At 51.2% G+C, this 19,234-nt stretch carries 16 protein-coding genes; 4 read left to right on the top strand and 12 right to left on the bottom strand.

The features are described from left to right. Positions 1-11: 11 nt before the first annotated feature. The 4 genes from P771_RS0101440 to P771_RS0101425 all read right to left on the bottom strand — a co-directional run bounded on the left by P771_RS0101440 (position 12) and on the right by P771_RS0101425 (position 3,710). Positions 12-458 carry a YdgH/BhsA/McbA family protein gene (locus P771_RS0101440; RefSeq protein ID WP_028573732.1) on the bottom strand — a complete coding sequence of 149 codons (447 nt, stop codon included), beginning with the start codon at positions 456-458 and terminating at the stop codon, positions 12-14. A gap of 9 nt (positions 459-467) precedes the next feature. Further along, entirely contained in the window at positions 468-2,303 is a 1,836-nt protein-coding gene (locus tag P771_RS0101435; RefSeq protein WP_028573731.1) for a triose-phosphate isomerase, read from the bottom strand. Between the two features lie 139 nt (positions 2,304-2,442). Next, on the bottom strand, positions 2,443-2,931 hold the full coding sequence (locus P771_RS0101430; RefSeq protein WP_028573730.1) for a LysM peptidoglycan-binding domain-containing protein: 489 nt from the start codon (positions 2,929-2,931) through the stop codon (positions 2,443-2,445). Positions 2,932-3,014: 83 nt separating this feature from the next. After that, positions 3,015-3,710: a hypothetical protein gene (locus P771_RS0101425; RefSeq protein ID WP_028573729.1), complete on the bottom strand. Its 696-nt coding sequence runs from the start codon at positions 3,708-3,710 to the stop codon at positions 3,015-3,017. Positions 3,711-3,870: 160 nt separating this feature from the next. Here P771_RS0101425 and P771_RS0101420 point away from each other — a divergent pair, with 160 nt between their 5' ends. Beyond that, a complete protein-coding gene (locus P771_RS0101420) occupies positions 3,871-4,797 on the top strand; it encodes a cation diffusion facilitator family transporter (RefSeq protein WP_028573728.1) in 927 nt (308 codons plus the stop codon). 58 nt (positions 4,798-4,855) lie between these two features. On the opposite strand, the gene P771_RS0101415 is transcribed toward P771_RS0101420, so the two are convergent. From P771_RS0101415 to P771_RS0101390, 6 genes are all read right to left on the bottom strand, one after another. Continuing rightward, entirely contained in the window at positions 4,856-6,637 is a 1,782-nt protein-coding gene (locus tag P771_RS0101415; protein ID WP_028573727.1) for an N-acetylmuramoyl-L-alanine amidase, read from the bottom strand. A 5-nt stretch (positions 6,638-6,642) separates the two neighbouring features. After that, positions 6,643-8,466, bottom strand: a complete 1,824-nt coding sequence (glmS, locus tag P771_RS0101410) for a glutamine--fructose-6-phosphate transaminase (isomerizing) (protein WP_028573726.1) — start codon at positions 8,464-8,466, stop codon at positions 6,643-6,645. 21 nt (positions 8,467-8,487) lie between these two features. Next, on the bottom strand, positions 8,488-9,126 hold the full coding sequence (locus P771_RS0101405; protein ID WP_028573725.1) for an XTP/dITP diphosphatase: 639 nt from the start codon (positions 9,124-9,126) through the stop codon (positions 8,488-8,490). A gap of 89 nt (positions 9,127-9,215) precedes the next feature. Next, positions 9,216-10,055, bottom strand: coding sequence for a HesA/MoeB/ThiF family protein (locus P771_RS0101400; protein ID WP_161635930.1), 840 nt, complete (start codon positions 10,053-10,055; stop codon positions 9,216-9,218). Positions 10,056-10,059: 4 nt separating this feature from the next. After that, positions 10,060-10,284, bottom strand: coding sequence for a MoaD/ThiS family protein (locus P771_RS0101395; protein ID WP_028573723.1), 225 nt, complete (start codon positions 10,282-10,284; stop codon positions 10,060-10,062). A 73-nt stretch (positions 10,285-10,357) separates the two neighbouring features. Next, on the bottom strand, positions 10,358-12,097 hold the full coding sequence (locus P771_RS0101390; RefSeq protein WP_028573722.1) for an aldehyde ferredoxin oxidoreductase family protein: 1,740 nt from the start codon (positions 12,095-12,097) through the stop codon (positions 10,358-10,360). Positions 12,098-12,289: 192 nt separating this feature from the next. Here P771_RS0101390 and P771_RS0101380 point away from each other — a divergent pair, with 192 nt between their 5' ends. Next, entirely contained in the window at positions 12,290-13,351 is a 1,062-nt protein-coding gene (locus P771_RS0101380) for a radical SAM protein (RefSeq protein ID WP_028573721.1), read from the top strand. A gap of 12 nt (positions 13,352-13,363) precedes the next feature. Then, positions 13,364-13,960, top strand: a complete 597-nt coding sequence (locus P771_RS0101375; protein ID WP_028573720.1) for an NF038143 family protein — start codon at positions 13,364-13,366, stop codon at positions 13,958-13,960. 112 nt (positions 13,961-14,072) lie between these two features. Here the strand turns inward: P771_RS0101375 and P771_RS0101370 are convergent, their stop codons facing one another. Both P771_RS0101370 and P771_RS0101365 read right to left on the bottom strand, forming a co-directional pair. Then, the gene (locus tag P771_RS0101370; RefSeq protein ID WP_028573719.1) at positions 14,073-14,315 is read right to left on the bottom strand and encodes a hypothetical protein; all 243 of its coding nucleotides are present in this window, start codon (positions 14,313-14,315) and stop codon (positions 14,073-14,075) included. Positions 14,316-14,513: 198 nt separating this feature from the next. Next, entirely contained in the window at positions 14,514-16,265 is a 1,752-nt protein-coding gene (locus P771_RS0101365) for a YeiH family protein (protein WP_028573718.1), read from the bottom strand. 390 nt (positions 16,266-16,655) lie between these two features. On the opposite strand from P771_RS0101365, the gene P771_RS18075 reads away from it, so the two are divergent. Continuing rightward, positions 16,656-19,220, top strand: a complete 2,565-nt coding sequence (locus P771_RS18075; protein ID WP_051617031.1) for a c-type heme family protein — start codon at positions 16,656-16,658, stop codon at positions 19,218-19,220. Positions 19,221-19,234: the final 14 nt, after the last annotated feature.

Raw genomic sequence — 19,234 nt, 5'->3', positions numbered from 1 at the left:
TTTGCTCTGGACTATAAATTTTTGGATATCTTGGGTGAAATCCAAATCTGAAGCTCAGAGCTGAACTGCCTTTCGGTAATCCGGACAATGCAGATCTTTTCAGGTTTATCAAAGGTAAGAATGTAGTTCCCGTACTTGATATAGCTCAGAAGTCTCCACCCCTCGTTTTGCATGCTTACCTGGAAGTAGTTGAACAGGGAGTCACTGTCCACTCTGCCGGTAAAAGTAAGCATGCCGGCCCGAATATTCTGTGACTCAAACAAAATGGAATCTCTGGGACTGATCTTCATCTCATTGGGAATGGGAATGTCGTCAAAGTCATAATATCTATGGGATACAGATTCCTCTGCCGGAGGGGGATCAAAGCGCTCTGCTGAGGGCTCAGGTCCAGAACCGCGCATATTGGCACATCCAGCCACCAGCAAGACCAAAATCAATACTGAAAATTTCCTGAACATTTTTTCCTCCTAATAATCAAGGAACAATTCCTGATCATCAGCTAGACTTTCCTGGATTTTGACCAACTCATCAAATCGAATGTCAGCACCAAGTATGCCGACAATTTCATCATCTTTTGTAAATATTGGAATGGAGGCTGTCAAACAAAGCTTTCCAGTGAAAAAGGATTTATAAAAGTCGGTTATGTGAAGTTTTCCAGTCTTGACAGGACGGTGAAACCATTCCCGATCAGACAGGTCAGCCCGCTCCGGCACCTGACGGTACTTGGACAGATCTCCAATATCGCTGACGTTCCAGGTCAACAGGCATCCATTAACGTCAGTAATGTACATGTACTGGATAAAGGGAAATTCCCTCAGAAAATCGTCCATGACCAGATCGATCCTGTCCTTGTCCATGGTTGACAGCTCAGGCTTGGCAGCCAGGTCGCGCATGATATTGGCAAGGACTTTGTGAGCCAGGATCTTGAGCTGATCAAAAGAAGAAGAAAACAGATCAGGCAGGTACCTGCGTACCAGCTTCTGCATTTCCTCATGGGAATAGTTGGTTGTCCTGCCCTTGGCGTAGGAGCGCATGATTTTGTCGTAAATCTTGCCCACAGCAGGGTGACGCTTGTCCACTTTCTGTTCATCAGAAAGGTTCAGGTTGTGATTGATCCAGTAAGCCACCCCAGCCCTGCCGGTCTTATCAGTGATAATAATGGGGATAGTTCTGTGCAGGATGTGCTTAGTGTTGAAAATATTGTAAATTTCCTCATTCTTGAGCAGGCCGTCAACGTGAATCCCGGCACTGGTGGCGTTAAAGTCCCGGCCGGCAAAGGGATAATTGGAAGGAATTTCAACATTAAGATGCTTTTCAAAATACTTGGCCAGCTCGGTTATGGCCGGAGTGTAAGCAGCGTCATCATTGCCGGTAAGGGAAATATATTCAATGATCAAAGCTTCCAGAGGAGCGTTGCCGGTTCTTTCCCCAAACCCGAAAAGGGTCGCATTAACCCCGGAACATCCGTACAGCCAGGCTGTAGTAGCATTGATAAGGGCCTTGTGAAAATCATTGTGTCCATGCCATTCAAGCCACTTGGCCGGAACCTGGGCTTCGTGGGTGAAGGTCCGGACAATCTTGGCTACGCTCCTGGGCATGGACGCACCCGGATAGGGAACACCGTATCCCATAGTATCGCAAAGCCTGATTTTGACCGGCAATCCCTTTTGCCTGGACAGGTCCATCATCTTTTGAGCCAGGGGCACACAGAACCCGTAGATATCAGCCCTGGTGATGTCCTCAAAATGGCATCTGGGAACAATGCCCCAGTCAAGGGCCGCCTCTACCAGAGCCAGATAATCTTCTGCAGCCTGCTTTCTTGTTTTGCCGAGCTTCAAAAAAATATGGTAATCAGAAACCGAGGTCAGCATCCCGGTTTCCTTTAACCCCATATCCCGGACCAGTTTGAGGTCATCCTTGTTGGCCCTGATCCATCCGGTGACTTCTGGATATTTAAAACCCTTTTCCAGGCAGGCTTCAACTGCCCTCTTGTCCTTGTCCGAGTAAAGAAAAAACTCACACTGACGGATAAGTCCGGAATGCCCGCCAAGCTTGTGCATCAGTTCGTAGGTGTCTGCTATCTGATCAGCAGTAAAAGGAGGCCTGGCCTGCTGACCATCCCGGAAGGTTGTATCAGTTATAAATATTTCTTCTGGAGGGTGAGGCAGAATGAACGAGTCATCAAAGGCCACCCTGCAAATTTTATTGTATGGATAGAGCTCCCGGATAAGCTCAGGCTTTTCCACTTCATCAATGGAATACTTCTGCTTAGCCGGGTTTCTGTGAAATAAAGAATCAAACATGAATTATCCTCCACAGGCATTTAACGTGAAATCTTGTAACGCGTCCTGAAAAACGGAGCAAGGAAATTAAAAAAAGAAGGCAGGTAAAAAAAAGCCCCGACCGAGAGGCCGGGGCTTTAAAAGGCAATGTTTTTGAGATTTAGAAGCTCCAGCCGAGTTCAGCCCTTATGTCCGCGGGCAGTGTGGCTGCCTGTGGCGGGAGATATGGTCTGGGTGCACCGGCTGATCTGCGGCTTTCTTTAACCTCGTCCAGCTGAAAGGCTCTGGGAATCTGAAAAACCTGACCAGGGTAGATCAGGTCGGGATTTCTGATCTTGTCCCGGTTGGCTTTGTAAATCAAAGGCCACATAAAAGGATCATTATAAATCTGCTGGTACTCAGCAATCCACCAGAGACATTCACCCTTGACCACGGTGTGGCTGGTGGGCAACATGGAGTAATTCCGTTCATAAATCTCTCTGGCTGTGGGCTGAGGGGCAGGGGTAGGCTCCGGAGCCGGGGTTGGAGCCGGAGCTTCAACCTTTACCTCTTCCTTAGGGGGTTCCGGTTCTGGAGTAACCGGTTTTTTGGCGCAACCAAAGCCGACCATAGCCAGCAGTAGGATTGCCAAGAGCAAGTAGCGTTTCATTCCTTCCTCCGTTGTAAAGTTGAAAAGTTAAATGCGTAATTTTATAAATTTAATTTTAGTCATGTTTCTTAAAAAAAGTCAAGTCAAACTCTTTTCCGGGCCTGGGCAGCTTCCTTGTTCCACCCCCCCTGCTCAAGGCTCTGGGCAGCAAGGGTGTACATTTTTTGGGACTGGCCAGGATAGATGGCCTGGATCAGTTCTTTGTAGGACGATTTGAAGACTTCTCTGACCAGGGACTCCTGGGCGAAAAGAAACCTGGCCAGAAGGGGGTTGTCCTGATGGGCCGGCAGAAACATGGCAAACAGGCGTCTGCAGTGGAAAAGAATAAATTTGATCCGGGATACCTCCCGCTCTATGCTTTCATTGGTCTGCTCAAGGACAGTAAACAGTTCTTTACTGATGAGCTTTTCCTCAGGCGGAAGGGCGGGCTGAGAATGCATCATCTCAAACCAGGGGCGGTAATTTTCCTGCTGATAGGCATCCTCTCTGAGCTTCATGCATTCGTGAAAAATATATCCGATGCACCAGTCCAGGTACAAGCCGACCCTGTCGGGCTGAGCTTCAGACCTGAAAAGAATGTGCGAAGTATCCTTGAGCCTCCAGAGCTGGCCCTTGTTCATCTCCTCCCCCAGGAGGTCCTTGAAGAATGTGAAACTGATCTGGCCGGTCTGCTCATACCTGGAAAATTCTGAAAACAGGTGTTGACTGACCAGGCAAAAATCGCGCAGAACATCCCGGACAAATTCGGGAAGTTTTGATTTAACCCAGGACTTGGACATGATGCTCAGAACTCAGGTTTTTTGGTTGTATTGTTGCTGAAAAAAGTGGTGCCGGCTGGTCAGGCACCATTCTCCCAGAGGCTGCCCTGTGCCTGTTAAGGCTTAGCCGGTTTATTTTTAAGTCTAATCCGGGATAAACAAGTTGTAAAGGTAGATATCAATGCCCAGAAATGTAGCATTACTATCGGTCCTGGCTTCTCTGGTAACTCTAGGTCTCAAATTCGGGGCCTTCTGGATTACCGGCTCAGTAGGTCTTCTTTCAGACGCCATGGAGACCTTTGTCAACCTGGCTGCCAGCATCGTGGCGGTCGTCGCTCTGACTATAGCATTCAAACCAGCCAACCAAAAATTTAACTATGGACACGACAAGGCCGAGTATTTTGCCGGCGGACTGGAAGGTGGTTTGATCCTGGTGGCTGCTGCCAGCATCGTGTATTCGGCAGCAGGAAGACTTTTCAGCCCGGTCCCTCTGGAGAACCTTGGCTGGGGCATTGCAATATCCCTGGTGGCAGGGCTAATCAACCTGGTGGTGGCCAGGGTGATGCTCAAGGCGGCCAGACATTTCGACTCCATAACCCTGGAAGGGGATGCCAGGCATTTGATGGCTGATGTCTGGACCTCGGCCGGGGTCATTGCAGGCATTGGGATCATAATGCTCAAGCCAGAATGGATCATTCTGGATCCCATAATAGCCATCCTTGTGGCCCTGAATATAACCCGGTCAGGGTTCAGCCTGATCAAGCGATCAATGAAGGGTCTGATGGATGTTTCTCTTCCTGATGATGAGCTGAAGGCAGTTGAAAGTGCCATCAGGGAGCATGCCGGTCCGGGAGCTGAGTATCACGGGCTCAGATCCAGAAAGTCCGGTTCCAGACGTTTCATTGATTTCCACCTGCTTCTGCCCGGTCACAAGACCATCAGCCAGGCTCATAAGGTCTGCTGTTTAATTGAAAGGGATGTTGAAAGGCAGCTGGTCAAGTCCCAGGTCACCATTCATGTTGAGCCCCTGGAGGACAGGGCTTCCTGGGATGGAGACAGGATCGGCGGGCTGGACAACCATTCCCAGGGAAAGGACCGGAAATGCTGAAGCTTGATCCAGCCCTGAATTTGACTGAGTATGTTTTTTCAGTAGGAGCACAAAGGAATCAGTCCAGCCTGGCAAACTGCTCGATCTTGTCCTTGTAGGCCACAACCCCTTGAACCAGCCCCCCGGCCATGTGCCGCAAAAAATCGTCAGACAGAAGCAGCTTCAGATCCTGTTCATTGGTCATGTATCCCATTTCCAGAAGGATGGCCGGCATTTTGGCCCCCATGAGCACGTAAAAAGGGGCTTGTCTGATGCCGTTGTCATTGACTGCCGAATACCTGGAACGGAGATGATCAATGGTCACCCCGTGGATCTTGTGGGCCAGTTCTCTGGATTCGTTGATTTTTGAGCTGAGCATCAGGTCAGTCAAAATATACTGAAGATCAGAAATTTTCTGAGTTGAGACGGCGTTTTCCCTGGCTGCAACCCTCATGGCGTCCTGGGTCTGAGCAAAGTTCAGATAATAAACTTCAAACCCCCGGACATTTCTGTTGCGATGGGCATTGGCGTGAACAGAAATAAACAGGTCAACATTTTTAGAATTGGCCATGGCGGTTCTTTCTTCCAAGGGGACAAAAACATCGGTTGTCCTGGTATAAAGGACTTTAAACCCCTTTTCTTCAAGCTTCTGGCCCAGGATTCTGGACATGCGCAGGACAATGTCTTTTTCTTTGATATTGTTGTAAACTGCGCCGGGGTCTTTGCCCCCGTGCCCTGGATCGATCATGATTGTCCGGACCTTGAGTCCAAGCTGTTCTATGAGGCTCTGGGCGGTAAGTTCCCTGCTCTTGGGGTCCAGGCTGACTTGGGGAGGACCGATACTGGTCTGGACAGGCATTCTTTTTTCCGGTGCATAGACATCCACCACAATCCGAAATGGATTTTCCAGGGCAAACACCCTGAAGTTGTCCAGCTCCTGGATGTCCAGGACCACTCTGGACTTGTCCTGGGTATATTGGGCCGACCGAATCCTTCTCAGTATCCCGTCGGCAACGTTTTCCTCTCTGGGCGAATCCCTGGAGACCAGGGTGTCGTCAAGGTCGATGAACAGACGGTGAGGAGTGCCCAGTTCCGGATCAGGCTTTAAGAGCTTGTGAAAATAATTAGTCTGGGAATTAAGATCCAGCACCACTCTGGTGTATTCATCATTGCTCCAGTGCCTGATGTTGACCAGCTCGGCTCTGCCAGCTGTTTGCGGTGGAGTTGAAGCCTGGGCCGGGGCAGGAGCCTGGTCCTGCAGCTCTTCAAGAATGGTTGCTGATTCCATGGGCTGGGGATCCTGCCTTGATTCAGGTGCGGGAACGGACGGAGAACCACCAGTTGCATTTCTGATTTTTTCAAGGTTTGCCTGGTCGAGCTCTTTGAGAGCCTCCTGAGCTTTGGGCCGCATGTCCCCCTGGGGAAAATTATATACCACCCGCAGGTATTCGATGTAGGCTTGGGCTGAATCATTAAAGTGGTGGAGATGAATTCCGGCCTTTCTGAACTGAGCGTCATCGGCCCAGGCATGGGAGGGAAAATCCCGGACGACCTGGGTGTAGTACTGTTCGGCCTTTTCAAAATCCGACCTTAAAAAGGATCTTTGGCCCAGCTCTTCATAGGTTCTTCCAAGATAAAACAGGGCCTTTGGGGCAGCCTCACCCCGGGGGCTGCTTTTGTAGGCTTTGGTGAAAGTCTCTGCTATGTCCAGCCAGTGAGACCGGAATTTGGCCCGGTCATCGTTTTTGAGCAGAGCATTAAAGGCCTGCAGCCCTTTTTGATAGTCTGATGCACTGGCCGGGGCCGGGTTGCCCACCAGGGCCAGGAACAACAAAAAGGCCATGCAGGATAATAATCTCATAATTTTTACTCTACAGTTACACTCTTGGCCAGATTTCTGGGCTGATCAACATCCTTGCCCAGATATACGGCTGTTTCATAGGCAAACAGCTGCAGGGCCGGTAAAATAAAAAAGGTGCTGGCAGGTCCTTCCTGGCCGGGTATTTTCCACTCATTATCTACCATTAATCCTGATCCCGGCTGGGTCAAGGCAATGATCCTGCCTTTCCTGGCCTGGATTTCCTTGAGGTTGGACTTGACCTTACCCAGAAGTCCGTCACAGGGGGCAATGGCAAAAGTGGGGAATTCCGGATCAATAAGGGCTATGGGACCATGCTTGAGCTCGCCTGCAGCGTAGCCTTCAGCGTGGATGTATGAGATCTCCTTTAACTTTAAAGCCCCTTCCAGGGCAAGGGGATAGAAAAGCCCCCGGCCTAAAAAAAAGAAGCTCTGGGCATTTGAGTATTCTTTGCAGATGGATGCAGCTCTGTCCCTCATATCCGGGAGCTCCAGTTCCAGAGCTTCAGGCAGAGAAAGCAGGGTGGTAATGGCGTTTTCAAGATCTTTTCCGGTCAAAAGCCTTTTCTTTTCAGCCCAGTAAAGGGCCAGGAGAAAGATCAGCACCAGCTGGCTGCACATGGCCTTGGTTGAGGCTACGCTTATCTCCGGTCCAGCCTGGGTATAGATGACATGGTCAGCCTCCCTGGCCAGACTGGAGCCCACCACATTGCACAGCCCCAGAACCGGAAATCCATGCTCCCTGACCAGGCGCAAAGCAGCCAGAGTGTCAGCGGTTTCTCCGGACTGGCTTATGGTCAGGTATACCTTGTCCTTTTCCGGGACCAGGGGTTTATATCTGAACTCAGAAGCAATTTCCACATCAACAGGTATCCCGGCCAGAGCTTCCAGCAGGTACTTTCCCCATAGCCCGGCATGGTATGAGGTGCCGCAGGCAATAATGTGCAGCCTGGATGGTATTGGGAGATCCTTTATTTCCGGCAGGGAAATGCTGTTTTTATGGCGCTGGATTCTTCCGGCCAGGCAGTCCCGGATAACCTTGGGCTGCTCAAAGATTTCCTTGAGCATAAAGTGTTTGTATCCACCTTTCCTGGCAGCCTGAACATCCCAGGAAATGGTCTGGGTCTTTTTCTCAATCGGTTCCAGGGTGCGGGCATTGAACACCGTCCATTTTTCCGGAGTCATTTCCACCAGTTCATTGTCTTCCAGGAAGACCACATCCCTGGTAAAAGGCAGGAACGCCGGAATATCTGAAGCTATGAAGTTTTCCCCGGTTCCCAGGCCGAAGATCAGCGGACTGGCCTGGCGGGCGGCCCAGACAGTTCCGGGGTGGTGCCGGGAAATCATGGCAAAGGCGTAAGAACCCTCAACTTGACTTAGTGCCCACGAGACAGCCTGGCGCAGATCTCCTTTCTGGGACAGGCCAAAAGAAATCAGACAGACCAGGACTTCGGTGTCGGTTTCAGAGCGGAATGTGCAGCCCTGGCCTGAGAGCATGTCTTTGAGTTCCTGGAAGTTTTCAATTATTCCATTATGGACCAGGGCCAGGTCTGAGTTAACGTCCAGGTGGGGATGGGCATTTTGCTCATTGGGCAGGCCGTGGGTGGCCCAGCGGGTATGGCCGATGCCCGAGGTGGCATGGATGACATGACCGGAGTCAAGCCTGGCCTCCAGGGCTTCAAGCTTGCCTGAGGCCCGGAAGAGGTGGATCCGGTTCAGGTGGACAAAGGCCAGTCCGGAAGAATCGTATCCACGGTATTCAAGACTTTTCAGACCCTGGATGATCACGGGTACAGCAGGCCTGTGGCCGGAATAGGCGATAATTCCGCACATATTGAACTCCTGGTTTTAGTTTTATTTTTCAGTCTTTTGGATTTTCTGGGCAAACCCGGGCCAGTCTGCAGCCAGGTGCTTAAGGGCCTTTCCTCTGTGGCTGCGGCTGTTTTTCTGTTCCGGGGTCATCTCAGCAGCATGCAGACCCAGTTCCGGGTCAAAAAAAATTGGATCATAGCCGAATCCCATTGTGCCCCTGGGTGACTCAGCAATCAGCCCGGGCCACTCCCCCCGGACCGAGAGGATGTGGTCATCAGGAGTTACTGCAACCATGGAACAGACAAAAGCGGCTCTACGGTTTTTTCCTGAGGTGTTCTTCATTTTTTCCAGAAGCTTGTGATTGTTCTCCTGGTCGGTAGCCTGTTCTCCGGCATATCTGGCTGAGTAAACTCCTGGATCACCACCCAGGGCCGGGACAGCAATCCCTGAATCATCTGCAATGGCAGGGAGTCCGGTCAGCCGGGCCACAGTTCTGGCCTTGATCAGGGCATTTTCCTCAAAGGTGGTCCCGGTTTCAGGGATGTCTCCGATTCCGGGAAATTCATCAAGTCCCTTGACCTGGATGTCCGGAAGAACGGATTTAAGGATCTGACTGATTTCCTGGATTTTACCTTTGTTTCTGGATGCCAGAACAATTATCTGTTTGTCTTTTAAGGTCATATCGCTGGATTAAAGTTAAAGGGTTTACAGGCTCAGGCGGAAACGTAAGTTTAAGATTCTCTGTTTTTCTCCTGATGATGAGGCTTTTCTTACAATTCAAGCAAATCAAAGGTCAAGGTCTCAAGATCGGCCAGGAGAACTTTATCTGATAAACAGGGTTTTTTCCCAGTCAGGATTCTGATGGCCTCCTGGGCCTGGATCGAGGCTGTCAGGCTGACAATGGTGGCCATGTTGCCCAGGGTTATTTCTGCCCCCTGGTCGTCCCGACCCTGCCAGAAAGCTTCTGGGGACTTTCCTTGGGGCAGGACGGTGGAGGTAAGTCCAGTGGTTCCGGCCACAAAGCCGGTGACCAGGGGTATCCGGGCAAGACTGGCCTGCCTTAGAAGGACTGGTCTGAAACTTATGCCGCCTAAGGCGTCCAACACCAGGTCGACCTGGCTTAAAAGTCCAGGCAGAGTATCTTCAGACACAAAGTCGGGAATGATTCTGGATTCGCAAAATGGGTTTATGTGGCCCAGCCTTTCATGGGCAGCCTCAGCCTTGGAATGGCCCAGACTCCTGGTTGTGCCCAGGATCTGCCGGTTGAGGTTGCTTTCCTCAAAAAGATCTCCATCGGCCAGGATGAAACTGCCGATCCCGGTCCTGGCCAGGATTTCCAGAACATATCCCCCCAGCCCGCCCAGGCCGACCATCAGGACTCTGGAACCGGCTAGCAGCGACTGCTCTTCCAGGCTCAGGACACTGTGATTTCTGAGGTATCTTTTCAGGTTTATCCGATTGTTCAGGCAGATTGACTGGGCACTGCACAGGGAAAGGTGGTGGTCTGAAGCCAGGCGGGCCAGGTCTGATCCGGAAATAAATCTGAAGGGATACTCCGGAGAGGACAGGGATTTTTCTTTTAATCTGCGGATGAAGTTGTGGTCAGGCAATGGATCAGCCGCCTCCAATGGCCGGAAAGATACCTACCCGGTCATTCTCCTGGAGCAGGACATCTCTGCCGGAGTTTTGTCCATTGACAAAAACGATCTTGACTTCATTTCCAGGGATTGCAAGCAAATCCAGGACGTCTTGAGGGGTGGCTCCGGGATTTACCTCCAAAACACCCCCTTGAGGGGAATACCTGGCCAGGGTGGCAAAGCAGGTGACTTGGATCTTCATACAAAGGGCCGCCGATGTGCTGGGATTGTTCATGGTCCTTTCCCTGACTTGGCAGGGAAAGGACCAGTCCAGATCAGATTTCTACTTTAGCCTTTTGCAGTTCGTCAACCGTGAAATCCCACTTGACCTTGTGGGGCGGCAGTTCTTCCTGGATAAAGAAGTCGGGGAGCTGGTCATGGGCCTTGGTAAAGCCTGCATCCCGGTTGAAGGAGTATTCGTCCTTAAGGATCTCAATGCCGGTTTTGCCGATGTCATCGGCTGTAAAACTGATACCGAACCTGGAGCTGATCAGCTTGGCAATGGTATCCAGGGCATCGTCGGTATCCAGCACGGCAAAGGCCACAAACAGGCAGAATCCGGTGGCATCCACAGCAGCGGTTGCGATCTGCAGGTTTTTTGAGACTTCAACATTGCCCTGCTTGCCCAGGGGATCAATATCACCTCCGACCTTGAGGATATTCTGGCAGATGGCATATCCAGCTGTATGATCAGCCCCCATGGGTGTGGTGGCGTAGGTTACCCCGACCCCTTTGGCAGCCCTGGGGTCATAGGCCGGCAGGGACTGTTTCTTGACCACCGGAACCCGGTCCACTCCAAAGGCTTCGGCTGTAAAGGCCGTGCCATTGCCGATAATGGCTCCCAGATAGTCCTTGGGATCGTAAATTCTTTTCAACAGGTCAATGGCGGCCAGACCGTCACCCCAGGGGATCACCCCGGCCTCCATGGCCATGGCCACGGTGGTCCCGGTTTCAATGGTGTCCAGTCCGAGATCGTCGCATAACCGGTCCAGGTGGGCGATATGGTCCATGTTGCTGATGAGCAGGTTGGAGCCAAAGGCCCAGACAGTTTCATATTCGAAGCCTGAAGTCAGGTATTGGCCATTTTCATCGCAATACTTCTGGGAGCACTGGATAACGCATCCGGCATGGCATCCCTCTTTGGCCACTCCCTTTCTCTGGTTTATGAGTTCAACCATTTTTTCTCCGCTGATGTCCGCAGCCTTGTCAAAGCGTCCATCCCGGAAGTTCTTGGTGGGCAGGGTGCCGGCTTCGTTAATGATGTTAATAAGGATCGAAGTCCCGTATGATGGCAGTCCCTGGCCGGTCACGGGATGGCTGACCAGGATCTCGGCCCATCTTTTGGCCGCAGCCTTAAAGGCTTCCTTGTCTGCCACCTCAGGTGCCTTGGCATCCTGGGAATCGATGACAATGGCCTTGATTTTTTTGGATCCCATGAGGGCGCCCAGGCCTCCCCGGCCTGCAGCCCGGCTGGGATTGCCTTTGGGGTCGGTGAACTGGATTGAAGAAGCCAGCCGGCTGTTTTCCCCTGCCGGTCCAATAACCATGATGCCGACCTTGCTGCCGAACTTTTCAAAAAGTTTTGTTGAGGCGTCATAGGTTCCCAGGCCGGAAATTTCGGGAACTTCAGTGAGCTGGACCCCGTTTTTGCTGATGAATATGACCTGAAAGGCCGCATCAGGGTCAGGCTTGTCTTCAAGGACCAGTCCCATTATATCCAGTCTGGCCAGTTTCTGGGAAAACGTGCCTCCGGCATTGGATTCCTTGATGGTTCCTGTCAGGGGCGACTTGCCTCCAACCGAAAGGCGGCCGGTATTGGCTGCAGTGGTTCCGGTGAGCAGTCCGGGCGCAACAATGAGCTTGTTGGCTGCACTCAAAGGATGACAGGTCGGTGGAACCTCCTTGCGGACGATGCGGGAAGTGAGTCCTCTGCCTCCCAGACCGGCATAGTCACCGGCCAGGGTATCCTCGGTAACCTTTTTGGTTCGGGTGTTGATGCGAAGAAGTCTGGCCATGGATGTCCCTCCTGATTTGATTATGTTTTTTTTAATATATATCTGCTTATGAACTCCATTAATAACTTATCAAAATATTTTCCATAATGTAAAGTGGACCAGCCCCATCTTTTTGCAGATTTTTATTGAACACTTGAAAGCCAGGCCTGAACTGCAGACCCTAAAGCATATTATTTGCATATAAATCATACCATGAAACTGCTGAATAAACTTCTGGGCAGGGCCTGTCCCCATCTGGACTGGATTCAGGTGGGTGTGACCTCCAGGTGCAATGCCAGCTGCGTTTACTGTCCGCACCACGGGCTGAAAAAGAGCTGGAAAGGCCAGGATATGCCCCTGAAAGTGTTTCAAGGCCTTTCTACTAGTTTCTCCAGCATAGGCCTGGTTTATCTGCAGGGTTGGGGCGAGCCCCTGCTGCACCCTGATTTTTTTCAGATGCTCGATCTGGTCAAAAAAAAGGGGGCCAGGGTCGGCTTGACCAGTAATGCCACTTTGCTGGATCTGGACACCATAAAAAAACTGACTGACCATGGACTGGATGTGATCTGTCTTTCTGTGGCCGGTTCTCAAGAAGAAGCCAACAACCGGATCAGGCCGGGAACCAGCCTGAAAAAAGTGATCACAGCCATTGAAAATCTGCACAAGGTCAGGATTTCCAGGGGCGGTTCAGGCCCCCAGATCCACCTGGCTTACATGCTCCTCAGGTCCGGACTGGGTGAGCTTGAAGCCATGCCCGGTTTTTTCAATTCACTTGGACTGGATGAGATTGTAGTCAGCAGCCTTACCCTGGCTTTGAGTCCTGAGATGGAAAAGGAAATGTATCTGGCCGGGAGCAAACCAGAGTTTGCAGTCTTGAAAAGTGAACTCAGGGATATGAAACGAGCAGCTGATGAACCTGAGAGGATCTTTTTTCACCTATTCAACCCCTACCTGGATGGATCCGCCTGTTCGGAAAACATTCATAAGGCCTGCTATATGAGTGTTGACGGGACCATCAGACCTTGCGTATACACCGACTTTGCCGGTCTGGCCCCCCATGGCCACTTCAAATTTCTGAACGGAAACAGACATCCTCTGGCCACCCTTGAATTCGGGAGTATCGGACAAAAGGATCTGGGCCGGATATGGACCGGCCAGGAATACCAGGAATTTCGCCAAAGGTTTGAGCAGGGCAGCCTTGTTGAACCCTGCCTGAACTGCACCAAGCGGTTCATTGACGACCTGGGTGGTCCTCAAGCAAAAAATAAATCATAAGGAGAGTTTAAGTTGTCTTTAACCCTTGATGAAAAACACGATCTGATTCTTAATCAGGAAAAGATATTTGCCTATTCCCTGGCCAAGGAAATGATCAACAAGCCAGCAGCATCAGTCTGGATGATTCTGCTGCCCATCCTGTTTGTTTATCACATGTTCAATATTCAGAAATATAAAAACAGCATCCATGATTTTGCCAATAACTATCTGAACACCAAGACCAGAGCTCTGGCCCTGGCCCTTGAACAGCAGAAGACCGGGGAGAAAAAAGAGCTTTCCCTGGAGGTTTGCTTTCCCCAGGTAGATTCAGCCAATGACAAGGAAGTCCGGGTCTGCCAGAAGCAGCTCAAGGAAATAGAAGTTCTTTTTGAACACTATGCCAAGCTGCTGGGGGGCCGGGGCAAAACCTACGAATCCCTGCTCAAAAGCGGATACAGCCGGGGCGGAGATTACCGGCTCTTTCTGAACAGGCTGGCCGAGGCTGAAAATGAGGTCAACCGCTATGTGCTGAAGCATTTCCAGACAACTGACCGGGCCAAAGAAATTACCAGGAAGATGGAGGGGATCGTGGACAGGTTCAGGGAACAGGATTTCAGAAAGTATTTTTAAACGGTTCTCACAGGTTTTGGATCGGTTCTAAACGTTCCAACACGCAAAAGCCCCGGCTGATCTAATCATCAAGCCGGGGCTTTTGCGTGTTGGGGTGTGTGGCAGGAAAATATTATTTTCTGGCCTGCTCCAGGCGGAACTGGATGCGTGAGCCAGCCTGGTAAGTTTCTTCGGACTGAGTGTAGAAGTACTGGTTGGCGTCAAGGTCGGCCTCAGTGATTATATCCATGATGGGTTTGATGACCGGCAGGGTTTTGGCCCAGGGCAGGACCACGAACATGACCATCCAGATCATGGCCATGCCCACCAGGAGTTTACCAAAGCCGGACAGGCGTTTCTTCTTTGCTTGAGTCATTCTTTTTTCCTTGAAGTTAAGTTTAGTTCCTAGCTTTATTCACGAAGAACTCCGGATGGATGAAAAAATGAAAAAGTATGGTTTTCATCCACCTGGGGTTTTTCGGAGTGAGGCTGTCAGGTTTATTTTTCTTATCTTAAATTTTAACCGGGCAGCCCCTGGTGTCAAGGGCTGCCCGGTTTGGTTTGGAGTTATTGCCTACAGGGTCTCGGTGATTCCGGGGAATACGAGGAAGAACATGATGTAGGCCATGGTCAGGGTCAGGATGAGGTTCAGGCTCTGACCGCAGACATAGAGGATGACCGGCTTGCCGCCTCTGAAGTGCTTGGCCATCTCTCTGAAGTTAGAGGTCAGACCGATGGAGGCAAAGGCCAGGATAAAGAACCATTCCCTCAAGGGACGGCTGAACCCGCGCAGTACGCCCTGATCAAGCATTACGTCGCCGCGGGGACCCATGGCTTCCAGCATGATGGAGAACAGAATGGAGGCTGCCAGGAACCCAAGCACGAACTTGGGAAAGCGGTACCAGATTTCCATTTTGCTGACCTGCTGGCCGGGTACGCAGTCCACCTTGGTGCACCAGTAAACAGCTACACCAAAGGCAATGACTCCGATCATGACGTTCTGGATCATCTTGATGGTGGCCGCAACAAACATTCCGGTTTCACCCAGAAATGCTCCAGCTGCCACAACCGCGCCTGTAGAGTCAATGGTGCCGCCGATCCAGGCTCCACCCAGTACCGGGTGCATACCAACGGCAACAATAAAGGTGGGCAGGGCGATCATCATAACGGCTGTAAAGAGCATGGACATACCAATGGCAATGGTCAGCTCTTCCTTGGTGGCCCGGCAGGCAGCTGCAGTAGCAATGGCTGCAGATACACCGCAGACGCACATATCAGCCGACACAGTAATATTCAGGGTCTTGGAAGGAATTTTGATAACCTTTTGTCCGAAGATGTAGGTCAGGATCAAAACTGTTGGAGTGACCACCCAGGCTACAAAGATACCAGGCACACCAATGGCCAGGATCTTGCCGAACAGAATTTCAGCACCCAGCAGGACCAGACCTGTTTTGATGAAGTATTCGGTCTGGGCTGCGTCCTGGATAAACTTCGGCGTACCCACTGTATTGGCAATGAGCATGCCGCCCAGGATGGCCCAGATCAATGGTCCGAATCCCCAGCTCCTGAGGGTGGAATTGCCTCCGATGACTTCAGCCACAATGGCCAGCAGGAAGACAAAGGCAAACCCTTTGATAAAGTTGGAGGTGTTGATGTTCATGAACCTGGTTCCAAAGGCAAAGAACAGCATGAAGATGATCATGATCCCAATGAGGTGAGGAATCTTGTTGTAGGCTTGGGTATTGGCTCTGGAGCGGGCGCTGCTTTCAGCGCTCCTGGCGGAACGCCATTCTGCTATGGCTGTTTCTGCCTGTTTGTTCAGATCACTGTTCTGGAAGTTGGCCTCAGCTGCAGCGGCCTGGGCTGCTTCTGCCCTGGCCAGGGCAGTGGCTGTCTTTTCCTGGGCCTCGGCATGCCTGGGCTGGGCATTGGCCCGGATCTCAGCTGCTCTGGTTTCGGTCAGAATCAGGGCTTCCATGGGATTGGAGGCCCACCTGCCCGGAGTTCCCAGCCATTTGGCAATGGTCCGGCCATGGGGTTCGCTCCTGGCCCGCAACCCGGACATGGTATCGTTGGCCTTGTGCCACTCAATGGTTTCAAAGGCAGTGCCGGTTCTGGCCTCTTCAGCCTGCATAATGGCCTGGGCCTGGGATATCTTCTGATCCATTTCCGCCGGGGGCCTGGGCAGGAAGATGAGCATACCCACAATGAGGATGATGAAGCCCAGCCAGATGGCCCACCAATCTTCTTTTTTGTAGAGTTCGGACCATTCCCATCCAGCCCGGTCTACTACGTATTCAGGTTGTTTCTGCGTGTTTTCAGCCATGACTACTCCTTTTACATGATTTTCGGTTAAAAATTGGATCAGGTTGTTCCGGGAGACGACCCAACAGGACATGAATAACTCATTTGATTGTTTAGGTCTTTTGCCGGAACAAGCTGATTGAGATTAATGAACGTGAAAAAAATAGCAAAAAACGAACCATTTTTTCAGGGCGGCTGGCTTAAAAATATTTCTATATAAATCAGGATGGTATGTTATATTGTCAGATCCCAGGGTAAAAAAATCATTTTGAGCGCAAACTTTTGTTTGCACTGGTGCAAACATTCTATTACACCGAGTCCGGTCTGGTCGTCCGGCTCAGAGCCGGACAGGAAAAGCTCAGCTGACAGAGACGCTTTCAGTCTCCAGCCATTATTATATCCGGAGATAATCATGAATAAAAATAAATCCCTAAGCCCGTATAATGAAGGCCAGGGGCCTCACTTTCCCGGCCTGTCCCTGAGTCTCAGGTCCAAATTCCTGATAGGCACGGCCATTATTCTGATCGTTGTCTGCTTTATCAGCGCGTTTATTATCTACTACCGGGAGAAAAGCCTGCTGGAGGAATCGGCCTATGCCAAGACCGAGCTGGTCATGGCAGCGGTTGAAGCCAGCAGGATGTATGTCCGGGATGAGCTCCGGCCAAGGATGATGGAAAATTTCGGCCAGGATTTTTTCATGCTTGAGGCCATGTCGACCTCTTATGTGGGCCGGGCAGTCATGGACAAATTAAAGGTCAACCTGCCTGAGTACAGCTATCGCCGGGTTTCCATTAATGCCAGAAACCCTGATTCCGAGGCTGATGAGATGGAAAGGGGCATGATCAAGTATTTCAGGGACAGCGCCCAGGATCATAACTGGCAGGGTCTTGTGGATATGGAGGGTGAGGCCCAGTACATGCGGTTCAGACCGGTCTATTTTGACGAGTCCTGCATGTCCTGCCACGGGGAACCGGCTGATGCTCCTCAAAAGCTCATCACTTTATACGGGGACGAACGGGGCTTCGGCCATTACCCTGGTGAGCTGGCCGGATTGATTGCCGTGGGCATTCCAGTCCAGAGCGCCCTTTCGGCCATTCAGGAGAAAGCTACGTCTGTTTTTCTGGTGGTCTTTTTCGGGGTGTCAGTATTTTATCTCCTTTTGACCTTTTTTTTCAACTGGATAGTGGTCAACAATCTGCGGGGAGTGCTGGGGCTTTTCCAGGAACAGGTGGAGGAAAAGAGTCTGCCTGAGATCTTTGGACAGTCCAGGTCGGCTGATGAACTGGAGACCCTGTCCACTGCGGCCCAGACCATGGCCACCCACCTCAAGCAGACCAGGGAGGAACTCAAGCGTCATGCCCAGGACCTGGAGGTGAAGGTTGCCGAAAGAACCAAGGCCCTGAGCCATTCAAAAAAGCTTCTCAATGAGAAAGTCCTGGCCCGAAACCAGGAGCTCAAGGCCCTGAATTTCATTGCCGAGCTGACTACCCAGGCCCGGGGACTGGCCGATATCTGGCCCCAGGCCCTGAGCCGGACTCTGTCTCTTATCCCGGCCAACGGAGTTGGAATCTATCTGCTCAATGAAAGGTCAGGATCTCTTGAACTCAAATACCAGCAGAACGCCCAGGACCTGCCCTCTGGTGTAGACTGTCTGAAGCAGGCAACCGGACTGGTCCGGAAGGATTTTCAGACATCCATGTGTCAGGCCATGGGTGGGGACATGAACGGCTTCAGTTCCGCTGACTTCGGCCATTGTCTGAATGTTCCCCTGTACTGCCGGGGCAAGGTCCTGGGGGTGATGAGTTTCATCTGGGTGGATTTTTCCGAGATATCTTCGGAACAAAAAGAGCTTCTCCTTTCCATCGGCAGGCAGATCGGAATCGCCATTGAAAGTCTGAACGGCCTGCAGAAGCTCATCCAGAGCAAGGAGCTTCTGCAGTCGGTGTTTGACGGGATAACTGATCTGGTTGTCCTGCTGGACAAGGATTTCCGGATCAAGATGGTCAACAAAGGCTACCTGCAGAAGTTTCGGGTTGCTCCTGAAGACGTTATTGACATCCCCTGCTACGAGGCCCATTCCGGGCTCAGGAAACCCTGCCCCCACTGCACTCTGAAAGAGGTTGTCCAGTCCGGCAGGCCTGTTGTCAGCGAGTCTGTCTGCGGAACAGGAGAGATTTATCTGGTGCATTTCTATCCCATTCTTAACGAACAGGGGGAGCTGGAAAGCATTATCAGGTATGCCAGGGATATAACCGACCAGAAAAAGGTGGAGCAGAGGATCCAGCAGACCGAGAAGATGGTGGCCATGGGTCAGCTGGCTGCAGGAGTGGCCCATGAAATAAACAATCCCCTGGGCATCATCCTTTGTTACTCTGAACTGCTGAAAAGGCAGCTGGCTGATTTTCCCCAGGGACTAAAGGACCTGCATGTCATTGAAAAGCAGACCCTCAACTGCAAGCGGATAGTCACCGACCTGCTCCACTTTTCCCGGGGGCAGGAGAGCGCCAAAGAGTATCAGTCCCTGAACCGGACCATTGAAGAGGTAACCCAGATTTTCAAACACCAGCTCAAGAAACAGAAGATAGGTCTTGATCTCAGCCTGGACAGGGAAATGCCTGACGTATTTTTCAATGAAAACAAGATGAAACAGGTTTTTGTGAACCTGATCATGAACGCCTGCCAGGCCATGGGCAAGAGCGGCGAGATCCGGATAAAATCGCAGTATATTGAAGAAGGTAATACAGTTGAAGTGACTTTCTGGGACAGTGGCCAGGGCATGGATCAGGAAGTCAGACACAAGATATTTGATCCTTTTTTCAGTACCAAGAAGACCGGAGAAAGCACGGGACTGGGCCTGTCGGTAAGCTACGGGATCATCCAGGACCATGGCGGTGATATCCAGGTTAGGAGCGAGCAGGGCCTATGGACTGAATTCAAGATCAAGCTGCCGGTATCTGGCAGCCCCAAACAAGGTTAATGAGGTATAAGGTT

The sequence above is a fragment of the Desulfonatronovibrio hydrogenovorans DSM 9292 genome, from assembly GCF_000686525.1.
Taxonomy (GTDB): domain Bacteria; phylum Desulfobacterota; class Desulfovibrionia; order Desulfovibrionales; family Desulfonatronovibrionaceae; genus Desulfonatronovibrio; species Desulfonatronovibrio hydrogenovorans.
The sequence above is the reverse complement of the archived record's forward strand: the minus strand, read 5'-3'. Positions and strand labels throughout refer to the sequence as shown.